The organism is Arcobacter sp. F2176 (assembly GCF_004116465.1).
GTDB lineage: Bacteria > Campylobacterota > Campylobacteria > Campylobacterales > Arcobacteraceae > Arcobacter > Arcobacter siniprincipis.
In genome coordinates this window covers 52,147-73,969 of sequence record NZ_PDJV01000010.1, presented here as the reverse complement: position 1 = coordinate 73,969, position 21,823 = coordinate 52,147, and the positions used below count along the sequence as shown (strand labels likewise).

Below are 21,823 nucleotides of genomic sequence, written 5' to 3'. Positions count from 1 at the left end.
TTTAGTACCTAGTTTTTGGAAGTTTGACTATAAACTCATAACTAAAGTAGCTTTAGTATTAATAACTAAAATCTACTATTTTTTTTCTTTTCATTCATTTAAATTTCTTTTTCTAAATGTATAGTTTGAGTAGGGAAAGCAAACGAACAATTATTTTTCTCTACTAATTGTGAAATCTTTATGATAACATCTTGTTTTGTTTCTAGCCAATCTTCCCAGTCAGGACTTCTACTAAAACAATATACTAATATATTTATTGAACTATCTGCATATTCATCAATGTAGACTAAAGTAGTGTTTTTTATACCAATTAAATCTTCTTTTTTTAATAAATAAGGTTTTTTATCAATATTTAACTTTGTACTTGCAATTGATGGGTGTTCTTGTAACATCTCTCTAATGTCAATGACTAGATTCTCAATATCACTCATTTTACTTCCATAAGTAATTCCTATTGCCATTTTGATTCTTCTTCCAATTACTCTTTTTGACCAGTTTAATATTGACATATTTGCTAATTGAGCATTTGGTACTGTTATCATTGCATTTGCAAAGGTTCTAATTCTTGTTGTTCTCATTCTTATATCAACAACAGTTCCTTCAACACTTCCAGCTTCTATCCAATCCCCTTGAGAAAAGGAATTATCAGTAATAATATTTAATGATCCAAAGAAGTTTGTAAGTGTATCTTTTGCAGCAAGTGCAACTGCTATACCACCAATACCAAGTGAAGCAATAATAGCTTTAATATCAAAACCTAATTGGACTAATAAAAATAGAAGTAGACAAATAAGTATTAATATTTTTAGAATTCTTAAAATAAAATCTACCATCTCTTTTCGCATATTTGGATAATCATTAAATATTTTATCCGATGAAAGATTTATATAATTTGTTAATATTCTATAAAACATATAAGATAAAAGTGCTAAATAAACTGTAGTGAACCAAGGAACAAGTTTATTTACTATACTTGCATTATCAATAAGTAAAAAAAGAGATAATTGCAAAGCAAAAATATACATAAGAATAGAAACAGAAAAACTAAAACTACTTGGAATAATATCTAAAATAGAGATATCAAGAGTTTTTATTTTTTTTGATAATTTCTTATTAAATAAACTTGTAAAAAATGGTAATATTTTTCTATTAGCTATAAAGAAAAGTATAAAAATAAAGATTAGAATAACAATTTTACCTATTGAAATATGAAAGTAATAATCAAATATTTCGGATATATTCTTTATATAACTAGTAGAATCAATTTTCTTAATCACATATTTTAAACTTAATTCATCTAAAATAAAATTACTAGGTCTATATTCATTCATATTTGATTTGAGGTAATTAAATACAAGTAAATTTGCTTTTATTTGAGCTTCCAATGTTTTCAAAGAAGTTTTGAAATCAGTAGAAAGAGTATCATTTAAATCACTTATTTGAGAAGCAGTTTTTTTAAATATATTTAGATCAATATTCTTTAATTTTTCTATAGAATCATTAATTAAAGAAATATAATACTTTTTATCTTTAAAGGAATTTTTTCCATCTATTATTGAATTGATTGTTTGAGCAAAGTCTTTTTTATTTTCTAATATGGTTATTTTTAAGAGGTCTCTTGAGACAGCTAAATTGTTGTCATATTTAGAGTTAACATTTATTTTACTATTTAAAAATTTAGTTTTTTCATTGTAACTTTTTTCATCGAAAGTATAAGGAATCTCTTTATTTATATTTTTTACAATTTTTTCCATTTCATTATCGATTTTTTCAATTTGAGTATCTGTATTTAATTTAAAATTTTTACTTTGAATAAGTTTAATAATAAAACCCAAATCATAAGGATCTACTTCATTAGTTGTATTGTTTTCATCTGTTTGTATCTCATCTGTAGTTTGATCACTTTGTTGATTTTTTACCTCAGTATCTGCTATGGGAAGATTATTTCCAAAGAGGTTTATTGTTAGTAGTAAAAGTAAAATAATTTTCAATAAATTGTATTTTTTTGTATTGTGCATTTGATATCCATTGTAAAAATTAAAGCAGCCATTATACCATAATAAAAGATTAAACAATCATTTGGTATTTTACCTATTATTAATTATAAAGGTTAAGTAGAATGAATATTCTTAATAGTTTTGAAATAGAAAATGAACTTTTTTATTATTATGATTTGAAAAAGGTTTTTTCAATATATGAAAGCTTAAAAGAACTTCCAATTTCTTTAAAAATACTATTAGAAGAGAATTTAAGAAAAGCATCAAATGATGAAGAAATAGAGTATATAATTGATGCTTTTTTAACTAGAAAAAACTCTTTAATTAATTTTTATCCTTCTCGAATTATTACCCAAGATTTTACAATACTTCCTTCTTTGATTGATTTGGCTACCTTAAGAGAAGAAGTAAAAGATACTTCAGAGAAAATAGACAAAATCAATCCTAAGCTTATGGTTGATTTACTTTTTGATTATGATTTAGAACACAATTGTTCGCAAGAAGATATCCAATTCCAAATAAAAAAAAATAAAGAGAAATATAAATTTATAAAATGGGCTCAAAATAGTTTTAGTAATTTTCGTGTTATTCCACCTGGTTCTGGAATTTGTCATCAATTAAACTTAGAATATTTATCTACAATTATTCATCTAGAACAAAAAGATGGAAAAAATTATTTGTTTCCTGAAACAGTTTTAGGTAGTAATTCAAATTCTTCTATTACAAACTCATTAGGAGTATTAAGTTATTCTGTGGGTGGAATAGATACTCAATTATCAATGTTAGGATATCCTATAGAGTTTAAGCTACCAAAAGTTCTAGGTGTAAACATCAAAGGAAAACTAAGAAGAGGGGTTACTTCATCTGATTTAGTATTATATTTAAAATTTAGATTAAAAGAACATGGAATAGATAATCAAATAGTTGAGTTCTTAGGTGATGGACTTTCTGAGTTAACACTAGAAGATAGATCTTTTTTATCTAATATGGCCTCAAAATATGGTGCGATTTCTTTTTATTTCCCAATAGAAGATAAAACACTATTATATTTTAGTAATACAAAAAATAGTAATGAATTCTCAGAACTTATTAAGATATACCTGAAAAATCAAGAACTTTTCTTTGAAAACAAAGAGTTGTCATTTGATGAAACTATTGAGATAAACTTAAGTGAGTTAGAACCTATTATTTTTGACTATAAAGATGTAGAAAATAAAGTACAAGTAAAAGAATTAGATAATCTACATATAACAAAAAAGGGAATAACTCTAAAGGATACATCTATTGTATTAGCTTCTATTAATACTTGTACAATGGTGTCAAATCCTTATTTATTGATACATGCTGGACTTGTGGCAAAAAAGGCTTATGAATTAGGAGTTAAAGTTAATGAAAATATAAAAAAAGTATTGATAATAAAATCTCATATTGTAAAAAATTATTTAACAAAACTAGAATTATTGAGCTACTTTGAATATTTAGGCTTTGATATTATTGCTAATGAGTGTGATACTATTTATTCATTAGATGAGAGAATAGAAGAAGAGATTAGAAAATATAATTTAAATGTTGTTTCAATAAGTTCTGGAAATAGACATTTAAAAGAAAAAACTCATCCTTTGATAAAATCAAGTTATCTTATGTCTCCATCTTTAGTTGTAGCGTATACATTAACACAAACAATAAAAAGCAATATTATTAAAGAAATGAAGACTTGTGAATTTTGGCCAAAGAATGATTTAGTAATTGAATATTTAAATAAATTAGATTTTAGTTTTTATAATGACATATATAAAAATATATTTTTAGGAGATATCTTTTGGCAAAATATACAAATATCTGATAATAAAACTTTTGATTGGGATACAAACTCCATAGATATAAAACAATCAAACTTTATAAATAGTGATGAAGATGAAAATAATCAAATTGAAAATGCAGGTATACTAGCACTTTTAGGAGATAATATAGAGACTAAAGATATTTCTGCTCAAGGACAAATATCTTTATATTCAGAAGCTGGTAATTATTTAGAACAAAAAGGTATAAAATCATTTGATTATAATACTTTTGAAACTAGATGTGGAAACTTTGAAATTATGTCAAGGGGAATGTTTGATAATGTAAGGCTTAAAAACAAAATGATTTCAAAAGAGGGTGGATTTACAAAAGATTTTGAAAAAGATGAAATAGTATCTATTTATGAACTATCTCAAAGATTTAAACAAAGACAAAGACCTTCAGTATTGTTTGCTGGTGAAAACTTTGGAATGGGTAAAGAAATAGAGTGGTCAATTAAAGGAATAAAATCACTTGGAATAAAAGCTATAATTGCAAAGTCTTTTCATAAAAGGTATAAATTTGATTTGCACTGTCTTGGAATATTGGCTTTAGAATTCACAGAAGGTGAAGATATAAATATATTAGCTATAAAAGGTGATGAGGTCATTGATATTAATTTAGATGAAAAAGTAAAAACAAATAGTTTATATAATTTAACAATAAGTTCAAATAGAGGAATTATTGAAACTAAGCTAAATAATAGTATTACTAAAAGCAATTATAAAAATAATAGGAACTTAAATTTATTATTAAATGACTTGATAGCAAAATAATAATAAAGTATAAAAATCATAAAAGGGATTAGACAATATGTCATTTTTAAAATTAAAACTATCAGATAAGATAAATAAATCACTTACTGAAAGTACCTATATTAAACCAACTGCAATTCAAGAAAAAGTAATTCCTTTAATATTAGAACATAAAGATATTATTGCAAGAGCACAAACTGGAAGTGGAAAAACTGCAAGTTTTGTTTTACCTATATTAAATCTTTGGAATAATCAAAATTATGAAGGAAAGCCAAAAATCAGATGTTTGGTTTTAACTCCAACAAGAGAGTTGGCATTACAAGTATCTACTGCTTTTTTAACATTTAGTAAATATATGAATAAGAAACCAAAAGTTGTAAGTGTTATTGGAGGGGAAAGTATTGGTGAACAGTTATTAAGTATTCAAAAAGGGTGTGATGTTATTGTCGCTACTACTGGAAGATTACTTGATATTTTAAAGAAAAAACAAATGGACTTATCAAATCTTGATTTTTTTGTTTTAGATGAAGCCGATAAAATGCTTGATTTTGGTTTTGAAGAAGAGTTAGAACTTTTATTAGAAGTTTTACCAAAAGAGCGTCAAAATCTTCTTTTCTCTGCAACTTATCCTACAAAGATGTTAAATATTGCCTCAAAAATAACACAAAATCCTATTGAAATATTTATTGAAAATGAAGAAACAACAGTTCAAAGTATAAATCAAAGGGTAATAGAAGTAAATAAAGAGAATAGAAGTGCTTTACTTAGACATTTGATAAAAGAAGAGAATTGGAAACAAGTTTTAGTTTTCATGGCAAATAAACGCTCATGTGACAATTTAGCTTCAAAATTTAGAAAATATGGTTTTGAGGCTGAGTCTTTTCATGGTGATTTAGTTCAAGAAGAGAGAAATGAGACTTTAGAAGATTTTAAATCAAATAAAATAAAAGTACTATTTGCTACAGATATAGCTGCCCGTGGATTGCATATAGATAATATTTCATGTGTGGTTAATTATGACTTACCAAGGGCTGCTGCTGATTATATTCATAGAATAGGAAGAACAGGAAGAGCAGGGAAGAGTGGTATTGCAGTCTCTTTTATATGCCATGAAGATAAAGAACATTTTGATTTAATTGAAAAACGAAGTGATATTAATCTTGAAAAAGAGCAAATAAATGGGTTTGAACTAACAGGAACTCCTATAGAAAAAACAAAAGGAACTGCTCCAGTAAAAGGTAAAAGAAAAAGTAAAAAAGATAAATTAAGAGAGCAAGCTTTAAAAAAGACTAAATAGTTTTATAAATCATTATTGAAAAAGTCAAGGTATACAAAATAAGAATATATTTTTTATAAGAGACTATGTTAATTTTATTTTTTATTTTTATACCTAAATATACACCAACTAAAGAGGCTAAACCTACTATTATTCCTTGAGAGTACATCATATGACCATTGAAGCTTAAAGATATAAATCCAGCAGTTGAAGAAAAGATTACAAAAAATAGTCCTAGGGTTGTTGCTCTTTTTAAATTATAATTCATAAATCCAACTAAAATTGGAGTTATAATTATAGAACCACCAGCACCCACACTCATGGCAATCGCACCTGAAATCGCACCAATTATTACAAGTAATAATATAGATTGATTCTTTTCTTTTTTGTCATGTTCAGCAGGAGTAACAAAAAGTTTTAAAATTGAAGCTAGCATAATTAATATAAATATATATTGCAAAGTTAGATTTGAAAATGCAGCAACTACAAATCCTGAGCATAGACCTCCTAAGAAGCCTCCACTTCCAATGGCTATTCCATCAACTAATATACCTGATTGTTTTTTACTATTTAAAAATGAACCAAAAATTGAACTAAATACCATTTGAACAACTGAAATAGATATGGCTTCTTTCATAACTAATCCAGATAATAAAAGCATTGGAACAAGTATCATTCCTCCTCCAACACCAAAAAAACCTGAAACAAAACCTGTAACAAGTCCTAAAAATAGAAGTTCAAAAATCATTATCTAATAGAGTTCATTGCAGAAATAAATTTTTTGTAAATACATTCAAGATCTGTATCTTCATTAGTTAAATCAATTCCATCATGTTTTTTAATTGCATGTTCTAAAACAGCAACTCTTTTTAATAGATATTCAAACATCTCTTTATTTATATCTGGTAAATCTCCATGATTTAATCTACCATTTTTATCATCTCTTTTGATAATTTTAGCAGGTACTCCAACTGCAGTTGAGTTTTTTGGTACATCACAAATTACAACAGAATTTGCTCCAATTTTGCTATTTTTACCAACAGTAATATTTCCTAAAACTTTAGCACCACTTCCAATTACAGAGTTTGATTTAATAGTAGGGTGTCTTTTACCTTTATTTAAACTAACTCCTCCAAGAGTTACACCTTGGTAAATTAGTACATCATCTTCCACAATTGCAGTTTGTCCAATAACTACACCAATTCCATGGTCTATAAATACTCTTCTCCCAATGGTTGCAGCTGGATGAATATCCATATTACATAAAAATTGGGTAAGTCCCATTATTATTCTAGAAGTTAGTTTGAAATTCTTTTTATAAAGTCTATTTGCAATTCTATGATTTATAACTGCCCAAACTCCTGGGTAATTAAAAATAAGTTCAATATTAGAGTTTAGTGCTGGGTCATTTAATTTGGGAACAGAAAAGTCTTCTTTTATCTGTTTCCAAAGAGAGATCTTTTCAGTATCTAGTTCTGGTTTAATTGTTTCTTTATTTATTTCATCACTCATAATAACTCCATATAGTTTTTAAATAACTATTTTCATTTAAATATTTTTTTAAATCCTTATAAATCTCTGGATTTAGGTTTTTTCTTAAAATATTTTTCATATTATCTGTGTCATAGTCAATGTCTTCGAGGATATCAATTATTTTTTGAGATTCTAATATTTTTTCTAATACAACTTTCCCATCTTTAAATACTACATTAACCTCAGTTGGGTGTGAGAAGAGGTTATGTTTCATTCCTAAAGTATCTTGATATGCACCAACATTAAAAAAGCCTAAGAAATAGTCCTCTTCATTTAAATTTATATCATGTAAATAAAGTGGTTTTTTTGAGTCAAAAGGAATTTCCCCATCACTATCACAAGTAATATCCCATAAAGAAGCACTTCTTGTAGGATTTTTGTCTAAATGTGTTAATGGCATTACTGGAAATTCTTGATCGATACCCCAATAATCAGGAAGTGATTGGAAAAGAGAAAAATTCAATAAATACTTTTCTTGAATACTTTCATTAAGTTTTTTTAACTCTCCATAATCATCAATTTCTAAAAATGAAATAGCTTTTTTAATTATTTGGTGTGTTAGAACTTCTGCATTTGATCTATCTTGTAAATCAATATAACCCAAATCAAAAAGTGTTAAAAGTGATTCCATATGGTCTGTACTATCATGCATATACTCATAAGCAGTTTTTTTAGTCATATCTCTATGTAAATAAAATAATTCTTGAATTAGTGGTGGATTTTTTTCTTTTAGTTTTAATTGATCAAGTTCATATTCAGAAGAAAATAGTTCTAATACTGGAGTTACAAGCACTGTTGAAGATGCTGAAATAAATCTTCCTGATTCTGTAAAAATATTTGGTTCATCAACACCTTTTTGTTTTGCAATATCTTTTAATGTAAATATAACATCACTTGCAAACTCACTAAGTGAATAAAATCTTGTTCTTTCATAAGCATTATATTCAACTGCCAATCCACCACCAATGTTAATTGAGCTTAAATTACTAGCACCTAAATTTTTAAGTTCTGCATAAATATGTCCAGATTCTCTTAATGCTTTTTTTAAAGGTTTAATAGAATTCATTGCTGAGCCAATATGAAAGTGAATCATTGTTAAATAATTCACAATATTTGTCTCTTCCATTAGTTCATATGCTTCAAGAATTTCTGTTGAAGTAAGACCAAATTTGGAGTTTATTCCTCCACTTTTAGCCCATAAACCACTTCCTCCACTGTGAAGTCTTACTCTTAATCCTATATTTGGACATTCTAATTTGGTCTCTTTTAAAACTTCTACAATCATTTCAAGTTCATTTAAACCCTCAATAATTAAAGTAATATTGTGTCCCATATTTTTTGCGATAAACCCTAAATGAATCATCTCTTTATCTTTAAATCCATTAACCGTAATAGGAGAGCCTATATTATTATATGTCATGGCAATAACAAGTTCTGCTTTACTTCCAGCTTCTAATCCATAATTAAATTTTTTTCCTTCATGTATTAAAGGTTCAATGAAGTTAGGTAATTGATTTACTTTTAAAGGAAACACTGCATTAAATGTTCCTTTATAGTTATACTCTTTTATACTTGCATTAAATACATCATATAAAGTATGTATTTGTTTCTTTGTTATGTGCGGAAATCTTAAAAGCAAAGGGCCTTTAAAATCTTGTTTTCTAATATCTTTTACAATAGATATTAGTGATGGTTTGCAGTCAAAATTAATTTTTGCCAATCCATCTTCAATAATAAAATTATCATCACTCCAGATGTCAATACCATAATCATTCACTATTAAAAATCCTCTAATTTTAAATTTTGTTCTTCTTGTGTATCTATATTTTTTATATAAATTGTCTCATTCTTTAATTCTGTTTCACCAATTAGTGCGACAATATTTGCACAATGTTTTTCAGCTATTTTAAAGTGTTTACCAAAACTTCTTGGTGTATACTCTATAATAGTTTTTGTTGTCTTTCTTTTTTTAAGAGCAACTTTTGTTATTGTATTTAGTGCATCTTCACTCATCGCACCTAAATAAATTGTATCTTCTTTTATATCTTTTTGTTTTATTAGTTCAAGTAATCGCTCAATTCCTATAGCAAATCCAATTCCAGGAGTTGCTCTTCCACCTAAAAACTCTACAAGTCTATCATATCTTCCACCACCTGCAATTGCACTTTGAGCACCAATTTCATTTGATGTAAATTCAAAGGCAGTTTGAGAATAATAATCTAAACCTCGAACTAAGTTTGAATCTATAACATAATTTATATTATTAAAATCTAAAATCTCTTTTAATTTCTCAAAATCACTATTACATTTTTCACATAAATTATCTGTGATTTTTGGAGCATCTACTAAAAGAGATTGGCATTTCTCATTTTTACAGTCTAAAACTCTTATAGGATTTGTCTCAATTCTTCTGTTACAGTCTTCACAAAGTTCAGCTTTTATATTTGTTAAAACTTTTACAAGATTTTCTTTGTATGGAGGCATACAAATAGGACAACCCAATGAGTTTAGTTGTAAAGTAAAACCAATACCAAAGAAGTCTAAAATCTCTTTTAACATCATAATTATATTTGCATCTTCATAAACAGAATCTATTCCAAAAACTTCACAACCAAATTGGTGAAATTCTCTTAGTCTTCCCTTTTGTGGTCTTTCATATCTAAACATAGGACCATAGTAGTACCATTTGTATGTTCCACCAGCACGGTCAAATTTATTTTCTACAAAACTTCTAACAACCCCTGCTGTTCCTTCTGGTCTTAAACATACATCATTTTCACCCTTGTCTATAAATTGATACATCTCTTTATTTACAATATCACTACTTTCTCCAACACTTCTTTTAAATAGTGCAGTCTCTTCTAAAATAGGAGTTTCCATGTATGTAAATCCATAGTTTTTAGCTATTCTTGAAGCATTTTCAATAAAATATGTAAAAAGCTCACTCTCTTTTCCTAAAATATCATTCATCCCTCTTAGACTTTGAATATTTTGTTTACCCATTTATAAAATCCTCAATTTTTTTTGCAATTTCTTCTATGCTTAAACTTGCATCTATAAAGATGTAGTTTAAATCTAACATTTCAATAGTTTTTTTCATTCTACTTTGAATGTCAATTAAATAATCAATTCCTCTTGATTCAATTGAATCATTTGATTTATTTCCTAATCTTTTTGTTAACTCTTCTTTACTCAATTCTAATAAAATAGTATGGCTAGGCAAAGTATTTTCCGTAGCTATCAAGTTTAAAGTTGTAACAACTTCAATTGGTAAACTTGAAGCATAAGCAATACCTGAAATAACTGATCTATCTGAAATAATCATTTTGTCAATATTTGGTTTTATTACTTCTTCTATGTGTTCAGCACGATCAGCCAAAAATAAAAACATCTCTGCAATTTTTGATTTGGCTTCACCATTAAGTGCCATTTCTCTTAATTTACTACCAAGTTTTGTCGCCCCTGGCTCTTTTGTAAAAATTGCATCACTAAATTTTTTTGACAGAATTTCAAGCTGAGTAGACTTTCCAGCTGTGTCAATTCCTTCTATAACTACATACATTCTATAACCTCTTTTGGAATTAAGTGTTGAAACTTACCCTTAAATAATATAATTTCTCTAACAATTGTAGAACTAACAAAGGCATTTTCAAGAGTTGGCATAAGATACAAAGTCTCAATGGTTTTATTAATAGAAGAGTTTGCATAGCCCATTTGAAGTTCATACTCAAAATCGCTTACTGCTCTTAAACCCCTAATAATAGTTGTAATACTTAAACTAGTTGCTAAATCAACTAATAAAGTATCAAATCCTACAACTTTTACTCCACTAATATTTTTTGTGGCTTCTTTTGCGAATTCAACTCTTTTTTCATGGGAAAACATAGGTTTTTTTCTTTCACTTTTTGCAACTGCTATAATTACTTCATCAAAAATATTTGCTGCTCTTTTGATAATATCCATGTGTCCATTTGTAATTGGATCAAATGTACCTGAATATATAGCACTTTTGTATGATGAGATTTGTTCTTTATTTTCTTTATTCATCTTCTTTCCATCTTTTATATAAACTATTTTCTATTCCTAAACTGTCATACCATTTCCCAATAAGAAAGTTTTCCATTTCATCAATTGTTGTATTATTTGAATAATAACCCAAAATAGGAGGTGAAATAGTAACACCCATTGATGACAATTTAGTCATATTTTCTAAGGGAATTTGAGAAAAGGGCATTTCTCTAGGAGCCAATAAAACTTCCCTTTTTTCTTTTAAGGATACAGCAAATGCTCTTGTAATTAGATTATCTGCAAAGCCATATGCACATTTTGCTAAAGTATTCATAGAGCAAGGGATTATTACCATTTTATCAATTTTAAATGATCCGGATGCAATAGGTGCCGCAATATCATTATTCTTAAAAAGTTTGATATTTTTTTGATTTTTTAATTTTTCGAATGCTTCATTATTTTCATATTTTAATGCAACTTTTGCATTCTCAGAAATAATAACAAAAGCTTGGATGTCCTGAGGTAAAAGCTCTAAAAATTTAATTCCTAAATTTACTCCACTAGCACCGCTAATTGCTACAACTAATCTCAATTTAGATCCTTATATTCTTTTAGATAAATTAGTGATATTAGCTTAAATAATCTTTATTTTCAAACAATTAAGTATTATGTTTTGAAATTTAAAAGATATAAACTGAACATAAGCTTAAATTTAAGCTAATATTAATCATTGGAATGCTAACATTTTGTATTACTATAAATTAAGATAAAGCAATCATTTTGTATAATTTTATTAATTTAAGTTATACTAAATGTTTAAAGGATAATCATGTCTAAAAATTTCACTTATTTAAGAATAAATAAAAATAATATAAACTATACAAGAGAACAAGAAGAAGGAATTATTAATTATGTTAAAAAACATAATATAGAAATTTTTCATAATATTGAAGTAGAAATTAACACTCCTTCTGAAGAAAAAAATATTTTAGAATTATTAAAATCATGTAAAATGAACTCTACTTTAATAGTCTATGATTTAAATGTTTTTGGAAGAACTATTGAAACAATTTTGGAAATTGTTAAATTTTTATTGGAAAATAAAGTAAGAATTTTAGTAATAAAACAAAATTTAGAATTAGTTAGTAATGAAGATATGCTTACAAAAATGGTTTTGGGGATGATATCTATGACAATTTCTTTAGAAAAAGATTTGATGAGTTTAAGAACAAAAGAAGCTCTAAGTGCAAAAAAACTAAATGGTGAGAGTTTAGGCAAACCAAAAGGTACAATTCAAAAATCAAAATTTGATAAACAAAGAGACAAAATAGAAGAACTATTAAGCGTAGGCTTATCTGTTAGAAAAATAGCAAAACTCTTAGGATATAACAATCATATTGGTCTAAACAATTATGTAAAAAAAAGAAATATTAGAGAAAGTAGTACTTTACTCGAAGATATTGCAAGTTAAACTTATCTTTTATGAATAAATACTTTATATTGACTTTAAATATATTATAGTATCATATTGCCTATTTAAAATATGGAGAATATATTATGAAAGTATTATTATTAAAAGATGTAAAAGGTACTGGTAAAGCTGGTGAAGTTAAAGAAGTTTCTGATGGGTATGGGAAAAATTTTTTAATTGGAAAAGGTTTAGCACTACTTGCAACAAATGAAGTTTTAAATAAACATAAAGCTCAAATGAGAAGAGAAGCTGAAAAAGAAGCAGAAGAAATAGAAACTGCAAAAGAGACTGCAAAAATACTTGATTCTCAAAAATTCACAATAAAACATAAAATTGGAGCTAATGGACACTTAATTGGTTCTGTTACAAATAAAGAGATTAGTGAGATACTAAAAGAACAAGCAGATATTGATTTAGACAAAAAAAATATAACATTAAATTCAAAAGTAAAAACAGAAGGTATCTTTGAAGCAGATTGTAAATTGGGACATGGAATCCATGGAACACTTAAATTTGATGTGATTGCAGAGTAAAAGATGTTTGATGCAACTACGATATTAGCCTATAGGGCAAAAGATAAAGCTGTAATTGGTGGAGATGGTCAAGTTACTTTTGGAAATACAGTTTTAAAAGGTAATGCCACAAAAATAAGAACACTTTATAAAGATAAAATATTAGCTGGGTTTGCAGGAAGTACAGCAGATGCCTTTAATCTTTTTGATATGTTTGAACCTCACTTAGAAAATACTAAAGGTGATTTATTAAAAGCTGTAATTGCATTTTCAAAAGAGTGGAGAAAAGACAAAGTTCTAAGACGACTTGAAGCTATGATGATTGTTTTAAATAAAGAACACATTTTTATATTATCAGGTACTGGTGATGTTGTTGAACCAGAAGATGGAATGATAGCCTCTATTGGAAGTGGTGGTAATTTTGCTATTTCTGCTGCAAGGGCACTTCAAAAACACTCAAACTTAGATCCTGAAGATTTAGTGAAAGAATCACTAATGATTGCTGGTGAACTTTGTATTTATACAAATCAAAATATAAAATTATTAAAAATAGAGGATTAATACAAATGAATATGACTCCTAAAGAGATTGTAAAATTTCTTGATGATTATGTAATTGGTCAAAGTGATGCAAAAAAAACAATAGCTTTGGCACTTAGGAATAGATATAGAAGAATGCAATTAAATCCAGAAATCCAAGAAGAAATTATGCCAAAAAATATTCTTATGATAGGTAGTACTGGAGTTGGAAAAACTGAGATTGCAAGAAGACTAGCAAAAATGATGAGTCTTCCTTTTGTAAAAGTAGAAGCAAGTAAATATACTGAAGTTGGTTTTGTAGGTCGAGATGTTGAATCTATGATTAGAGATTTGGTTTTTGCTTCAATGGATTTAGTTACAAAAGAGTACGAAGAAAAAATTCAAGATGGTATAGAACAAGAAGTAAATAAACAAATAATTGAAAAACTTGTTCCTCATTTACCTGAAGGTGCAAGTGAAAGTTCAAAAGAGTCTTTTATCAAAACTTTTAACAAAATGGAAGAGAAATTATTAAAAGGTGAACTTGAAGATAAAGTAATTGAAATAGAGCTTCCTAAAAAAGCTCATGTTGAAGTTATTGATTCATCATTTCCTATTGATATGACTTCTATGCAAGAGAGTTTAAATAATATGTTAGGTTCTCTAAATAAAGATAAAATAAAAAAAGAAGTAAAAATAAAAGATGCAAGAAAACTTTTAAGAAGTGGAGCTAGTGAAAAGTTAATTGATCAAGAATCTATTAAACACGAAGCCATAAGAAGAGTTGAAAATGGTGGAATTATTTTTATTGATGAGATAGATAAAATCGCTTCTGGAAAAAATAATCAAAATCAAGACCCAAGTAAAGAGGGTGTGCAAAGAGACTTACTTCCAATAGTTGAAGGAAGTAATGTTCAAACTAAATTTGGACAAGTAAAAACTGATCATATTTTATTTATTGCTGCTGGAGCATTTCATGTTAGTAAACCAAGTGATTTATTGCCAGAATTACAAGGAAGGTTTCCTCTAAGAGTTGAGTTAAATGCACTTGATGAAGAAGCTTTATATAAAATATTGACAAATACTAAGAATTCATTATTAAAACAATACAAAGCTTTATTAGAAGTAGAAGGTGTAACTTTAGAGTTTGATGATGAAGCAATTCATTCTTTTGCTCATCTTTCAGTTGAAGCAAATCAAAAAGCTGAAGATATTGGAGCTAGAAGATTGCATACAGTTATCGAAAAAGTTTTAGAAGATATAAGTTTTGATGCTGATGAGAAAAGTGGAAAAACTATTGTTATTACTAAAAAATTAGTAGAAGATAAATTGTCAGATATTGTTAAAGATGAAGATACTGCAAGATATATATTGTAATTTTTATTTTATTTTGGCTAGAATAAGGTAAATAAGTAATTTAAAAGGCGGACCCATGAAAATAGTAACATTTTGCAATATTGATGAGAAACTATTGGACTCTAGTTTTACAGTAGAGGGCTATGAAGAAACATCAGGTGAAGCAGATATTGCAATTATAGATATTAATTCGATATTTGATTTTGAAGAAAATAAAGCAGCCTCTTGTAAAGCTAAATATGTTTCTATTGCTATTCTTGATGATCAAGATGATTATGATGCATTTAAAAACTTTGGTATTGATGCTTGGATTAAACATGAAGATTTATCTAAAATAAATGAATTAATTGCAGTTTTAAATAAAAGGTTTTTATCATAATTATAGATACACATTGTCATTTAGATAACGAACAATATTACGAAGATATAGATACTGTAATACAAACTGCATTAGATAATGGGGTAAAGGGATTTTTAATTCCTGGTGCCGATTTTAAGGATTTATCTCAATCTATAAAATTAGTTGAAAAATATAAAGAAGTCTATTTTGCAGTTGGAATTCACCCTTATGATGCCCCTTCATATGATGAAAATATTATGAAAGAGTATATAACACACCCAAAATGCATAGCTGTTGGTGAGTGTGGATTAGATTACTTTAGATTACCTGAGAATGAAGAAGAAAAACTCCAAGAAAAGAAGTTGCAAAAAGAAGTATTTATTTCTCAAATAGAATTTGCTAAAAAAGTAAAAAAACCTCTTATTGTACATGTTAGGGAAGCCTCTGATGATTCTAAAACTATTTTAGAGAAATATGGTGCACGAGAAGTCGGTGGAGTTTTACATTGTTATAATGCAAGTAAACATTTACTTTCTTTAAGTGGACATGGTTTTTATTTTGGAATAGGTGGAGTTCTTACTTTTAAAAATGCGAAAAAATTAGTGGAAGTTTTGCCAAAAATTCCTTTAGATAAACTGTTAATTGAAACGGATGCTCCATATTTAACTCCCCATCCTCATAGGGGAAAAAGAAATGAGCCATTTTACACAAAATTTGTATCCCAAAAGATAGCAGAACTCTTAAATATTAGCGATGAAGAAGTTCAAAATTTGACTACAAATAATGCAAAAAAACTATTTAAAGAGTTTTCTAGCATAATTTAGATAAAATCTCAACTATTTACATAAATAGGATTGATAATTGTTTAAAATTTTTCTAATAATCATAACTCTTTTTTTGAGTGCTAATGCATCGTTAATAGGAAGTAACTTCTCACAGCGGGATTTACAAATCTTAAAAGAACTAGACATTGACCCCGCTTATATTACTGATTATAAACTACAAAAAACATACAATAGATATTTACAAAATATTCAAGACAAATATGTAAAAAGATTTAATAGAGCATCTCTATTTGTTCCAAAAGTAAAAGATATATTAAGAGAAGAGGGTTTACCTGAGACTTTTTTATATCTTGCAATGGCAGAATCAAGTTTTACCTTAGATGCAAAATCAAGAGCAAGAGCTACAGGTATGTGGCAATTTATGCCAGCAACTGGTAGAAACCTTGGTTTAAAAAATGATATTTATGTTGATGAAAGAATGGATATCGTTAAATCTACATATGCAGCAGCAAAATATTTAAAGTATTTACATGGAGAGTTTGGTAAATGGTATCTTGCAGCAGTTGCTTATAACTGTGGACAAGGAAGAGTTATTGAAGCAATTACAAGAGCAACTCTTGATTTATATGAAGATGAAAATGGTAAAAATAATGATAAATCAAAAGAGATAAAAGAGTATAGACATACTATAACTTTATATCAACAAAAAAGAGTTAGATTTAGTCAATTAAATAAAATCTATAAAGAAATCTTAACTTGGGATGTAAAACCAGATATTTATGAACTTTTAATGGAACAAAAAGATGTTAGAAGACAATATTTACCTGAAGAGAGTAGAAATTATATTAGAAAAATTATTTCACTTGCCATGATGAATAATCAAAGTTTTGTAACTGAAAATGACCATTCTCATATTAGAAATATTGGAGTGACTTCTCCAATTGCTACTGTTAGAGTAAAAGGTGGATTGCATTTAAAAAATATTGCTAAAGCTATAGGAATGGATTATAGAGATTTAAAAATGCTAAATAAACAACTTATCAGAAATATTATTCCTACTTATAAAAAAGATTATCAAATATATATTCCATATAGTAGATTATCTATATTTAATCAAAATAAAATGAATATAGAACCAACTAAATATCAAATACATATTGTAAAAAGAGGAGATAACCTTTATGATATTGGCAAAAAATATGGTATCTCTTATAAAGTTATTAAAAGTTTTAATAAACTTAAAAGTAATAGATTAGCATTAAAACAAAAAATAATTATTCCTTTTGTGGAAGGAACTGAATTAAAAACGAAAGATTATTATGTTAAAACTGGTGATACACTATTATCAATAGCAAAAATGTTTAGAGTGGAAATCAGTAAATTAATGACAGATAATAATTTAAAAAATAGTCTTATAAAAAGAGGAGATAAACTTGTTATTACGTATAGATAATTTAATTAAATTAGTTTTTATATTTGTATTTTCACTTCTTTTTAGTGGTTGTTTTTCATCATCATCTTATAATTATAGTAATTTTAATGTATTTAAAAAAGATAGAAGTAGTATAAATGTACCTGAACAAAAAATGAAAAACTCAGAAGCGATGCATAGAGCTACAATGCGACCGTATCAAGTGTTTGGTAAATGGTATTATCCAACTGTAGCTAAAGTAGGAGATGTTCAAACTGGAATTTCTTCATGGTATGGACCAAACTTTCATGCAAAACCTACTTCAAATGGCGAAATCTATAATATGTATAAAGCAACAGCTGCACATAAAACATTGCCTATGAATACAATGTTAAAAGTTGAAAACCTAGAAAATGGGAAATCAACTATTGTAAGAGTAAACGATAGAGGACCTTTTGTTGGTACTAGAATAATTGACTTATCTAATAAAGCAGCACGTGATATAGATATGGTAGCAAAAGGAACTGCAAAAGTTAAAATTACTGTTATAGGTTTTCATGGTAAAATTGCTCAAACTAAAGAAGAAAAAGAAGAAGTTGCAAGTGTAGGAAAATACTACTTACAAGTTGGAGCTTTTAGTAAGTATGCAGGGGCTAAAATCACTCAACATAAATTTAAAATAATGTTAAATGATGAATATGATGTTATAATTAAAAAAGGTATTTTTAACAATAAAGAGATAAATAGAGTTTGGATTAGTGGCTTTAGATCAGAAGAAGAAGTAAAAGACTTCAAAGAGAAAAATTCTCTACCAGGCATGATAATCGCAGAGTAATAGGAAATAATATGGCTGAATTTAATAGAAAAACAAAAGAGACAGATATATATTGTAAAATTGATATTAATGGATGTGGAAAATCAAGTATAAATACAGGTGTTGGTTTTTTTGACCATATGTTAGAGGCTCTTTCAAAACACAGTGGAGTAGATATAGAATTAACTTGTAAGGGTGATTTACACATTGATGCTCACCATACGGTTGAAGATTGTGGAATAGTATTAGGAAAAGCATTAAAAGATGAAATTTTCCCAATTAAAGCAGTCGAGCGATATGGAAACGCAACTGTAGTTATGGATGAAGCTTCAACTACTTGTGCTTTAGATTTATCAAATAGACCATATTTAATATATGAGGTAAATGTTAGTGGTAAAGTAGGAGAGTTTGATGTTGAACTTGCTGAAGAATTTTTCCATGCACTTGTTATGAATGCAGGATTAACTACTCATATTATAAATGAAAGAGGAAGAAATAAACACCATATTTTAGAAGCTTCTTTTAAAGCTTTTGCAGTAGCTTTAAGAAGAGCACTAGCAAAAAATGAAAGATTGGGAATTCCTAGTACTAAAGGGGTTTTATGATTAAGTTAATTGTTCTTGATGTTGATGGAACCTTAACTGATGGAAAAATTATTTATACAAATAATGGTGATGAAATAAAATCTTTTGATGTATCTGATGGTTTAGCAATTGCTGCATGGACAAAAAAATTTGGCAAAAAAGCAGCTATTATAACTGGAAGAAAATCTTCTTTAGTAGAAAAAAGAGCAAAAGATTTAAATATAGAACATCTTCATCAAGGTGTACACAATAAAGATGAAGTTTTAGAAGAGATTTTAAAAAAAGAGAATATTTCTTGGGGTGAAGTAGCTGCCATTGGTGATGATTTAAATGATTATAAGATGCTTAAAAAAGCAGGATTATCTTTTACTCCACAAAATGGTTCAAAATACATAAAAGAAATAGTTAATGTAGTTTGCAAAAATAAAGGTGGAGAAGGTGCTGTTAGAGAAATGATGGAGTATATTTTCAAAGAAGATGGTTTAGAAGAGGAATTTTTAAACTTATGGCTATAAAATATTTTGCTTATATTTTGTTAATTTGTTCTTTTATATCAACTATAATTGTAATTGCACCTAGAGAAAAAGATAAAAATATAGAAGAACAACCTCAAATTGTTTTTGAGAATTCTACTTTATACACTTTTAATGAAGACAATTTAGAAAGAATTGTAAATTCAACAAGAGCGATGAAATACAAAACAAAAGATGTTATGTATGATGGGAAGATTATATTAAGAAGAACTGATAATGGAACAGATTATATTCAAGCTGATATTATTATTAAAAGACTTGAACAATATAAATTTTTAAACGATGTGAAATATAATAGAGAGAATAATATACTTTTAAATACAGATGAGATGTTTTACGATGGAATCAAAAAAATAGCTACAAATACTATAGCATTTGATGGTATATACAATAATAGTAGTATAAAGGGAATAGCATTGTATTATGATACAAATAAACAAGTTTTTAAAGCAAAAAATACACATTTTGAAATTTTATTAAATAGTAACAAGGGTAATAAATGAGAATTTTTTTAGTTTTTAGTTTTTTAGTTAGTTTTTTATTTTCAGAAAAATTAATTATAGATGCAAAGAATTTTGAAGCATATGATGAAAAAGGATTATCTATTTTTACAGGTGATGTAAAAATGGTAAAATCAAGTGATGAATTAGAATCTGATAGGTTAGAAGTATATTTAAGTAAGAAAAAACCTAATACGAAAAGAGAGCCTCTAAAATATATTGCAACTGGTAGTGTTAAATTTAAAGTTAAAACAGCAGATAAATTATATGAAGGTAAGGGTGATAAAGTTGTTTATGAACCTAAAAAACTAAAATATGTAATTACTGGAAATGGATTTTTAAAAGAAGTAACAGAAGATAAAAGACTTTTTGGAAATAAAATTGTTATTAATCAAATTACTGGTGAAGCAAAAGTCACAGGAAGTGAAGATAAACCTGTTAGGTTTATAATAGATTTAGGTGAAAAAAAAGAAGATAAAAAAGTTTCACCTACTGAGGAAAATTCAAATAAAGTTGAGGCAAAATAATGAGAATAGTCGATGCATCATTTATGCAATCAGCTCAAAGTATAAGTGATTCACCAGGTCCTGATGTAGCTGAAATAGCATTTTTAGGACGAAGTAATGTGGGTAAGAGTTCTTTATTAAATACTCTTACAAATAGAAAAGGTTTAGCAAAATCTTCTTCTACACCTGGAAAGACTCAGCTTATAAATTATTTTAATATAAAGTTTAAAACAGATGAAGAAAATGGTATGCCACCTGATTTATTTGCTAGATTTGTAGATTTACCTGGATTTGGATATGCCAAAGTATCTAAGACTTTAAAAGCAGAGTGGAATAAAAATCTAACAAATTATTTGGAACAAAGACCAAATTTACAAATGTTTATACATTTAATTGATGCTAGACACCCAGAACTTGCAATAGATAAAAATGTTGATGAATTTTTAGAAAAAATAAAAAGAGGTGATCAACTTATTGTTCATGCTTTTACAAAAACAGATAAGCTAAAACAAAATGATTTAGCAAAATTAAAAAGAGAGTACCCAGAAGGTATTTTTATATCAAATCTTAAAAAAAGAGGTATAAGTGACCTCCAAAATAAAATAACAGGATATTTATTTGGAAATTAGATTTTATAAACCAACAACAAAAGATATTATTCCTATGCAAAGCCTTGTAAAAGGTGAAGTAGAGAAGGGTACTATCTTACTTAGAACAGAAGATGAAATGGCTAATACAATACGGTCATATACTGTTGTTGAAGTTGATGGAAAACTAGCAGGTTTTGTAGCAACGCATATTCACTCAATAAGACTAGCAGAAGTGCGAAGTTTAATAGTATCAAAAGATTTTAGAGGTTTAAAACTAGGAAAACAATTAGTTGATGCCTGTATAAAAGAGGCTAAGTTTTATGGTCTAGAACAACTTCTATCTTTGACTTACGAAGCAGGTTTTTTTGAAAGCTGTGGGTTTAGAATAATAGAAAAAGACCAAATTCCAGAACACAAAATCTGGGCTGATTGTATACGATGTAAACATTTCCCAGTTTGTGACGAAGTGGCGATGGTATTTGACCTTTAGCCACT

24 protein-coding genes are annotated in these 21,823 nt (G+C 27.2%); 16 read left to right on the top strand and 8 right to left on the bottom strand.

Annotated elements, in window-relative coordinates:
* Positions 1-98 precede the first annotated feature (98 nt).
* Positions 99-2,018 carry a mechanosensitive ion channel family protein gene (locus CRU95_RS10525; protein WP_129101092.1) on the bottom strand — a complete coding sequence of 640 codons (1,920 nt, stop codon included), beginning with the start codon at positions 2,016-2,018 and terminating at the stop codon, positions 99-101.
* 101 nt (positions 2,019-2,119) lie between these two features.
* Between CRU95_RS10525 and acnA the strand changes: the two genes are divergently transcribed.
* Both acnA and CRU95_RS10515 read left to right on the top strand, forming a co-directional pair.
* The gene (gene acnA, locus CRU95_RS10520; protein ID WP_129101091.1) at positions 2,120-4,612 is read left to right on the top strand and encodes an aconitate hydratase AcnA; all 2,493 of its coding nucleotides are present in this window, start codon (positions 2,120-2,122) and stop codon (positions 4,610-4,612) included.
* 37 nt (positions 4,613-4,649) lie between these two features.
* On the top strand, positions 4,650-5,888 hold the full coding sequence (locus CRU95_RS10515) for a DEAD/DEAH box helicase (protein ID WP_129101090.1): 1,239 nt from the start codon (positions 4,650-4,652) through the stop codon (positions 5,886-5,888).
* On the opposite strand, the gene CRU95_RS10510 is transcribed toward CRU95_RS10515, so the two are convergent.
* Genes CRU95_RS10510 through CRU95_RS10480 form a run of 7 tightly spaced genes read right to left on the bottom strand, consistent with a single transcriptional unit; the run spans position 5,881 to position 12,000 of the window.
* Positions 5,881-6,615: a sulfite exporter TauE/SafE family protein gene (locus CRU95_RS10510; protein WP_129101089.1), complete on the bottom strand. Its 735-nt coding sequence runs from the start codon at positions 6,613-6,615 to the stop codon at positions 5,881-5,883. The genes CRU95_RS10515 and CRU95_RS10510 overlap by 8 nt on opposite strands.
* Positions 6,615-7,379, bottom strand: a complete 765-nt coding sequence (gene cysE, locus CRU95_RS10505; protein ID WP_129101088.1) for a serine O-acetyltransferase — start codon at positions 7,377-7,379, stop codon at positions 6,615-6,617. The genes CRU95_RS10510 and cysE overlap by 1 nt, the downstream gene beginning before the upstream one ends.
* Positions 7,372-9,180, bottom strand: coding sequence for a biosynthetic arginine decarboxylase (gene speA, locus CRU95_RS10500; protein ID WP_129101087.1), 1,809 nt, complete (start codon positions 9,178-9,180; stop codon positions 7,372-7,374). The genes cysE and speA overlap by 8 nt, the downstream gene beginning before the upstream one ends.
* Positions 9,180-10,403, bottom strand: coding sequence for a histidine--tRNA ligase (hisS, locus tag CRU95_RS10495; protein ID WP_129101086.1), 1,224 nt, complete (start codon positions 10,401-10,403; stop codon positions 9,180-9,182). Before hisS ends, speA begins: the two co-directional genes overlap by 1 nt.
* Positions 10,396-10,962 (bottom strand): dTMP kinase, encoded by a 567-nt coding sequence (gene tmk, locus CRU95_RS10490; protein ID WP_129101085.1) that lies wholly within the window; start codon positions 10,960-10,962, stop codon positions 10,396-10,398. Before tmk ends, hisS begins: the two co-directional genes overlap by 8 nt.
* The gene (gene coaD, locus CRU95_RS10485; RefSeq protein WP_129101084.1) at positions 10,953-11,447 is read right to left on the bottom strand and encodes a pantetheine-phosphate adenylyltransferase; all 495 of its coding nucleotides are present in this window, start codon (positions 11,445-11,447) and stop codon (positions 10,953-10,955) included. Before coaD ends, tmk begins: the two co-directional genes overlap by 10 nt.
* Positions 11,440-12,000 (bottom strand): UbiX family flavin prenyltransferase, encoded by a 561-nt coding sequence (locus CRU95_RS10480; RefSeq protein ID WP_129101083.1) that lies wholly within the window; start codon positions 11,998-12,000, stop codon positions 11,440-11,442. The genes coaD and CRU95_RS10480 overlap by 8 nt, the downstream gene beginning before the upstream one ends.
* A gap of 237 nt (positions 12,001-12,237) precedes the next feature.
* Here CRU95_RS10480 and CRU95_RS10475 point away from each other — a divergent pair, with 237 nt between their 5' ends.
* From CRU95_RS10475 to CRU95_RS10410, 14 genes are all read left to right on the top strand, one after another.
* Entirely contained in the window at positions 12,238-12,879 is a 642-nt protein-coding gene (locus CRU95_RS10475) for a recombinase family protein (RefSeq protein ID WP_129101082.1), read from the top strand.
* Positions 12,880-12,965: 86 nt separating this feature from the next.
* Entirely contained in the window at positions 12,966-13,412 is a 447-nt protein-coding gene (gene rplI, locus CRU95_RS10470) for a 50S ribosomal protein L9 (protein WP_129101081.1), read from the top strand.
* 3 nt (positions 13,413-13,415) lie between these two features.
* Positions 13,416-13,952 carry an ATP-dependent protease subunit HslV gene (hslV, locus tag CRU95_RS10465; protein ID WP_129101080.1) on the top strand — a complete coding sequence of 179 codons (537 nt, stop codon included), beginning with the start codon at positions 13,416-13,418 and terminating at the stop codon, positions 13,950-13,952.
* 5 nt (positions 13,953-13,957) lie between these two features.
* A complete protein-coding gene (gene hslU / locus CRU95_RS10460; RefSeq protein WP_129101079.1) occupies positions 13,958-15,286 on the top strand; it encodes an ATP-dependent protease ATPase subunit HslU in 1,329 nt (442 codons plus the stop codon).
* A 55-nt stretch (positions 15,287-15,341) separates the two neighbouring features.
* Positions 15,342-15,644, top strand: coding sequence for a hypothetical protein (locus tag CRU95_RS10455; protein ID WP_129101078.1), 303 nt, complete (start codon positions 15,342-15,344; stop codon positions 15,642-15,644).
* A complete protein-coding gene (locus CRU95_RS10450) occupies positions 15,641-16,429 on the top strand; it encodes a TatD family hydrolase (RefSeq protein WP_129101077.1) in 789 nt (262 codons plus the stop codon). Before CRU95_RS10455 ends, CRU95_RS10450 begins: the two co-directional genes overlap by 4 nt.
* Before the next feature lie 37 nt (positions 16,430-16,466).
* Positions 16,467-17,843 carry a lytic transglycosylase domain-containing protein gene (locus tag CRU95_RS10445; RefSeq protein ID WP_129101076.1) on the top strand — a complete coding sequence of 459 codons (1,377 nt, stop codon included), beginning with the start codon at positions 16,467-16,469 and terminating at the stop codon, positions 17,841-17,843.
* Positions 17,824-18,636: a septal ring lytic transglycosylase RlpA family protein gene (locus tag CRU95_RS10440; protein WP_258238682.1), complete on the top strand. Its 813-nt coding sequence runs from the start codon at positions 17,824-17,826 to the stop codon at positions 18,634-18,636. Before CRU95_RS10445 ends, CRU95_RS10440 begins: the two co-directional genes overlap by 20 nt.
* 11 nt (positions 18,637-18,647) lie before the next feature.
* Positions 18,648-19,220: an imidazoleglycerol-phosphate dehydratase HisB gene (gene hisB / locus CRU95_RS10435; RefSeq protein WP_129101075.1), complete on the top strand. Its 573-nt coding sequence runs from the start codon at positions 18,648-18,650 to the stop codon at positions 19,218-19,220.
* Positions 19,217-19,714, top strand: a complete 498-nt coding sequence (locus tag CRU95_RS10430; protein ID WP_129101074.1) for an HAD family hydrolase — start codon at positions 19,217-19,219, stop codon at positions 19,712-19,714. Before hisB ends, CRU95_RS10430 begins: the two co-directional genes overlap by 4 nt.
* Entirely contained in the window at positions 19,705-20,235 is a 531-nt protein-coding gene (locus tag CRU95_RS10425) for a hypothetical protein (protein ID WP_129101073.1), read from the top strand. The genes CRU95_RS10430 and CRU95_RS10425 overlap by 10 nt, the downstream gene beginning before the upstream one ends.
* A complete protein-coding gene (gene lptA, locus CRU95_RS10420; protein WP_129101072.1) occupies positions 20,232-20,759 on the top strand; it encodes a lipopolysaccharide transport periplasmic protein LptA in 528 nt (175 codons plus the stop codon). Before CRU95_RS10425 ends, lptA begins: the two co-directional genes overlap by 4 nt.
* Positions 20,759-21,367 (top strand): ribosome biogenesis GTP-binding protein YihA/YsxC, encoded by a 609-nt coding sequence (yihA, locus tag CRU95_RS10415; RefSeq protein WP_129101071.1) that lies wholly within the window; start codon positions 20,759-20,761, stop codon positions 21,365-21,367. The genes lptA and yihA overlap by 1 nt, the downstream gene beginning before the upstream one ends.
* The gene (locus CRU95_RS10410; RefSeq protein ID WP_013135749.1) at positions 21,357-21,818 is read left to right on the top strand and encodes an N-acetyltransferase; all 462 of its coding nucleotides are present in this window, start codon (positions 21,357-21,359) and stop codon (positions 21,816-21,818) included. The genes yihA and CRU95_RS10410 overlap by 11 nt, the downstream gene beginning before the upstream one ends.
* Positions 21,819-21,823 lie beyond the last annotated feature (5 nt).

Excerpts from the sequence above, each read along its gene's own strand:
- CRU95_RS10525 (WP_129101092.1), bottom strand. The coding sequence starts at position 2,018 with ATGCACAATACAAAAAAATACAATTTATTGAAAATTATTTTACTTTTA.
- acnA (WP_129101091.1), top strand. The coding sequence starts at position 2,120 with ATGAATATTCTTAATAGTTTTGAAATAGAAAATGAACTTTTTTATTAT.
- CRU95_RS10515 (WP_129101090.1), top strand. The coding sequence starts at position 4,650 with ATGTCATTTTTAAAATTAAAACTATCAGATAAGATAAATAAATCACTT.
- CRU95_RS10510 (WP_129101089.1), bottom strand. The coding sequence starts at position 6,615 with ATGATTTTTGAACTTCTATTTTTAGGACTTGTTACAGGTTTTGTTTCA.
- cysE (WP_129101088.1), bottom strand. The coding sequence starts at position 7,379 with ATGAGTGATGAAATAAATAAAGAAACAATTAAACCAGAACTAGATACT.
- hisS (WP_129101086.1), bottom strand. The coding sequence starts at position 10,403 with ATGGGTAAACAAAATATTCAAAGTCTAAGAGGGATGAATGATATTTTA.
- tmk (WP_129101085.1), bottom strand. The coding sequence starts at position 10,962 with ATGTATGTAGTTATAGAAGGAATTGACACAGCTGGAAAGTCTACTCAG.
- coaD (WP_129101084.1), bottom strand. The coding sequence starts at position 11,447 with ATGAATAAAGAAAATAAAGAACAAATCTCATCATACAAAAGTGCTATA.
- CRU95_RS10475 (WP_129101082.1), top strand. The coding sequence starts at position 12,238 with ATGTCTAAAAATTTCACTTATTTAAGAATAAATAAAAATAATATAAAC.
- rplI (WP_129101081.1), top strand. The coding sequence starts at position 12,966 with ATGAAAGTATTATTATTAAAAGATGTAAAAGGTACTGGTAAAGCTGGT.
- hslV (WP_129101080.1), top strand. The coding sequence starts at position 13,416 with ATGTTTGATGCAACTACGATATTAGCCTATAGGGCAAAAGATAAAGCT.
- hslU (WP_129101079.1), top strand. The coding sequence starts at position 13,958 with ATGAATATGACTCCTAAAGAGATTGTAAAATTTCTTGATGATTATGTA.
- CRU95_RS10455 (WP_129101078.1), top strand. The coding sequence starts at position 15,342 with ATGAAAATAGTAACATTTTGCAATATTGATGAGAAACTATTGGACTCT.
- hisB (WP_129101075.1), top strand. The coding sequence starts at position 18,648 with ATGGCTGAATTTAATAGAAAAACAAAAGAGACAGATATATATTGTAAA.
- CRU95_RS10430 (WP_129101074.1), top strand. The coding sequence starts at position 19,217 with ATGATTAAGTTAATTGTTCTTGATGTTGATGGAACCTTAACTGATGGA.
- CRU95_RS10425 (WP_129101073.1), top strand. The coding sequence starts at position 19,705 with ATGGCTATAAAATATTTTGCTTATATTTTGTTAATTTGTTCTTTTATA.
- lptA (WP_129101072.1), top strand. The coding sequence starts at position 20,232 with ATGAGAATTTTTTTAGTTTTTAGTTTTTTAGTTAGTTTTTTATTTTCA.
- yihA (WP_129101071.1), top strand. The coding sequence starts at position 20,759 with ATGAGAATAGTCGATGCATCATTTATGCAATCAGCTCAAAGTATAAGT.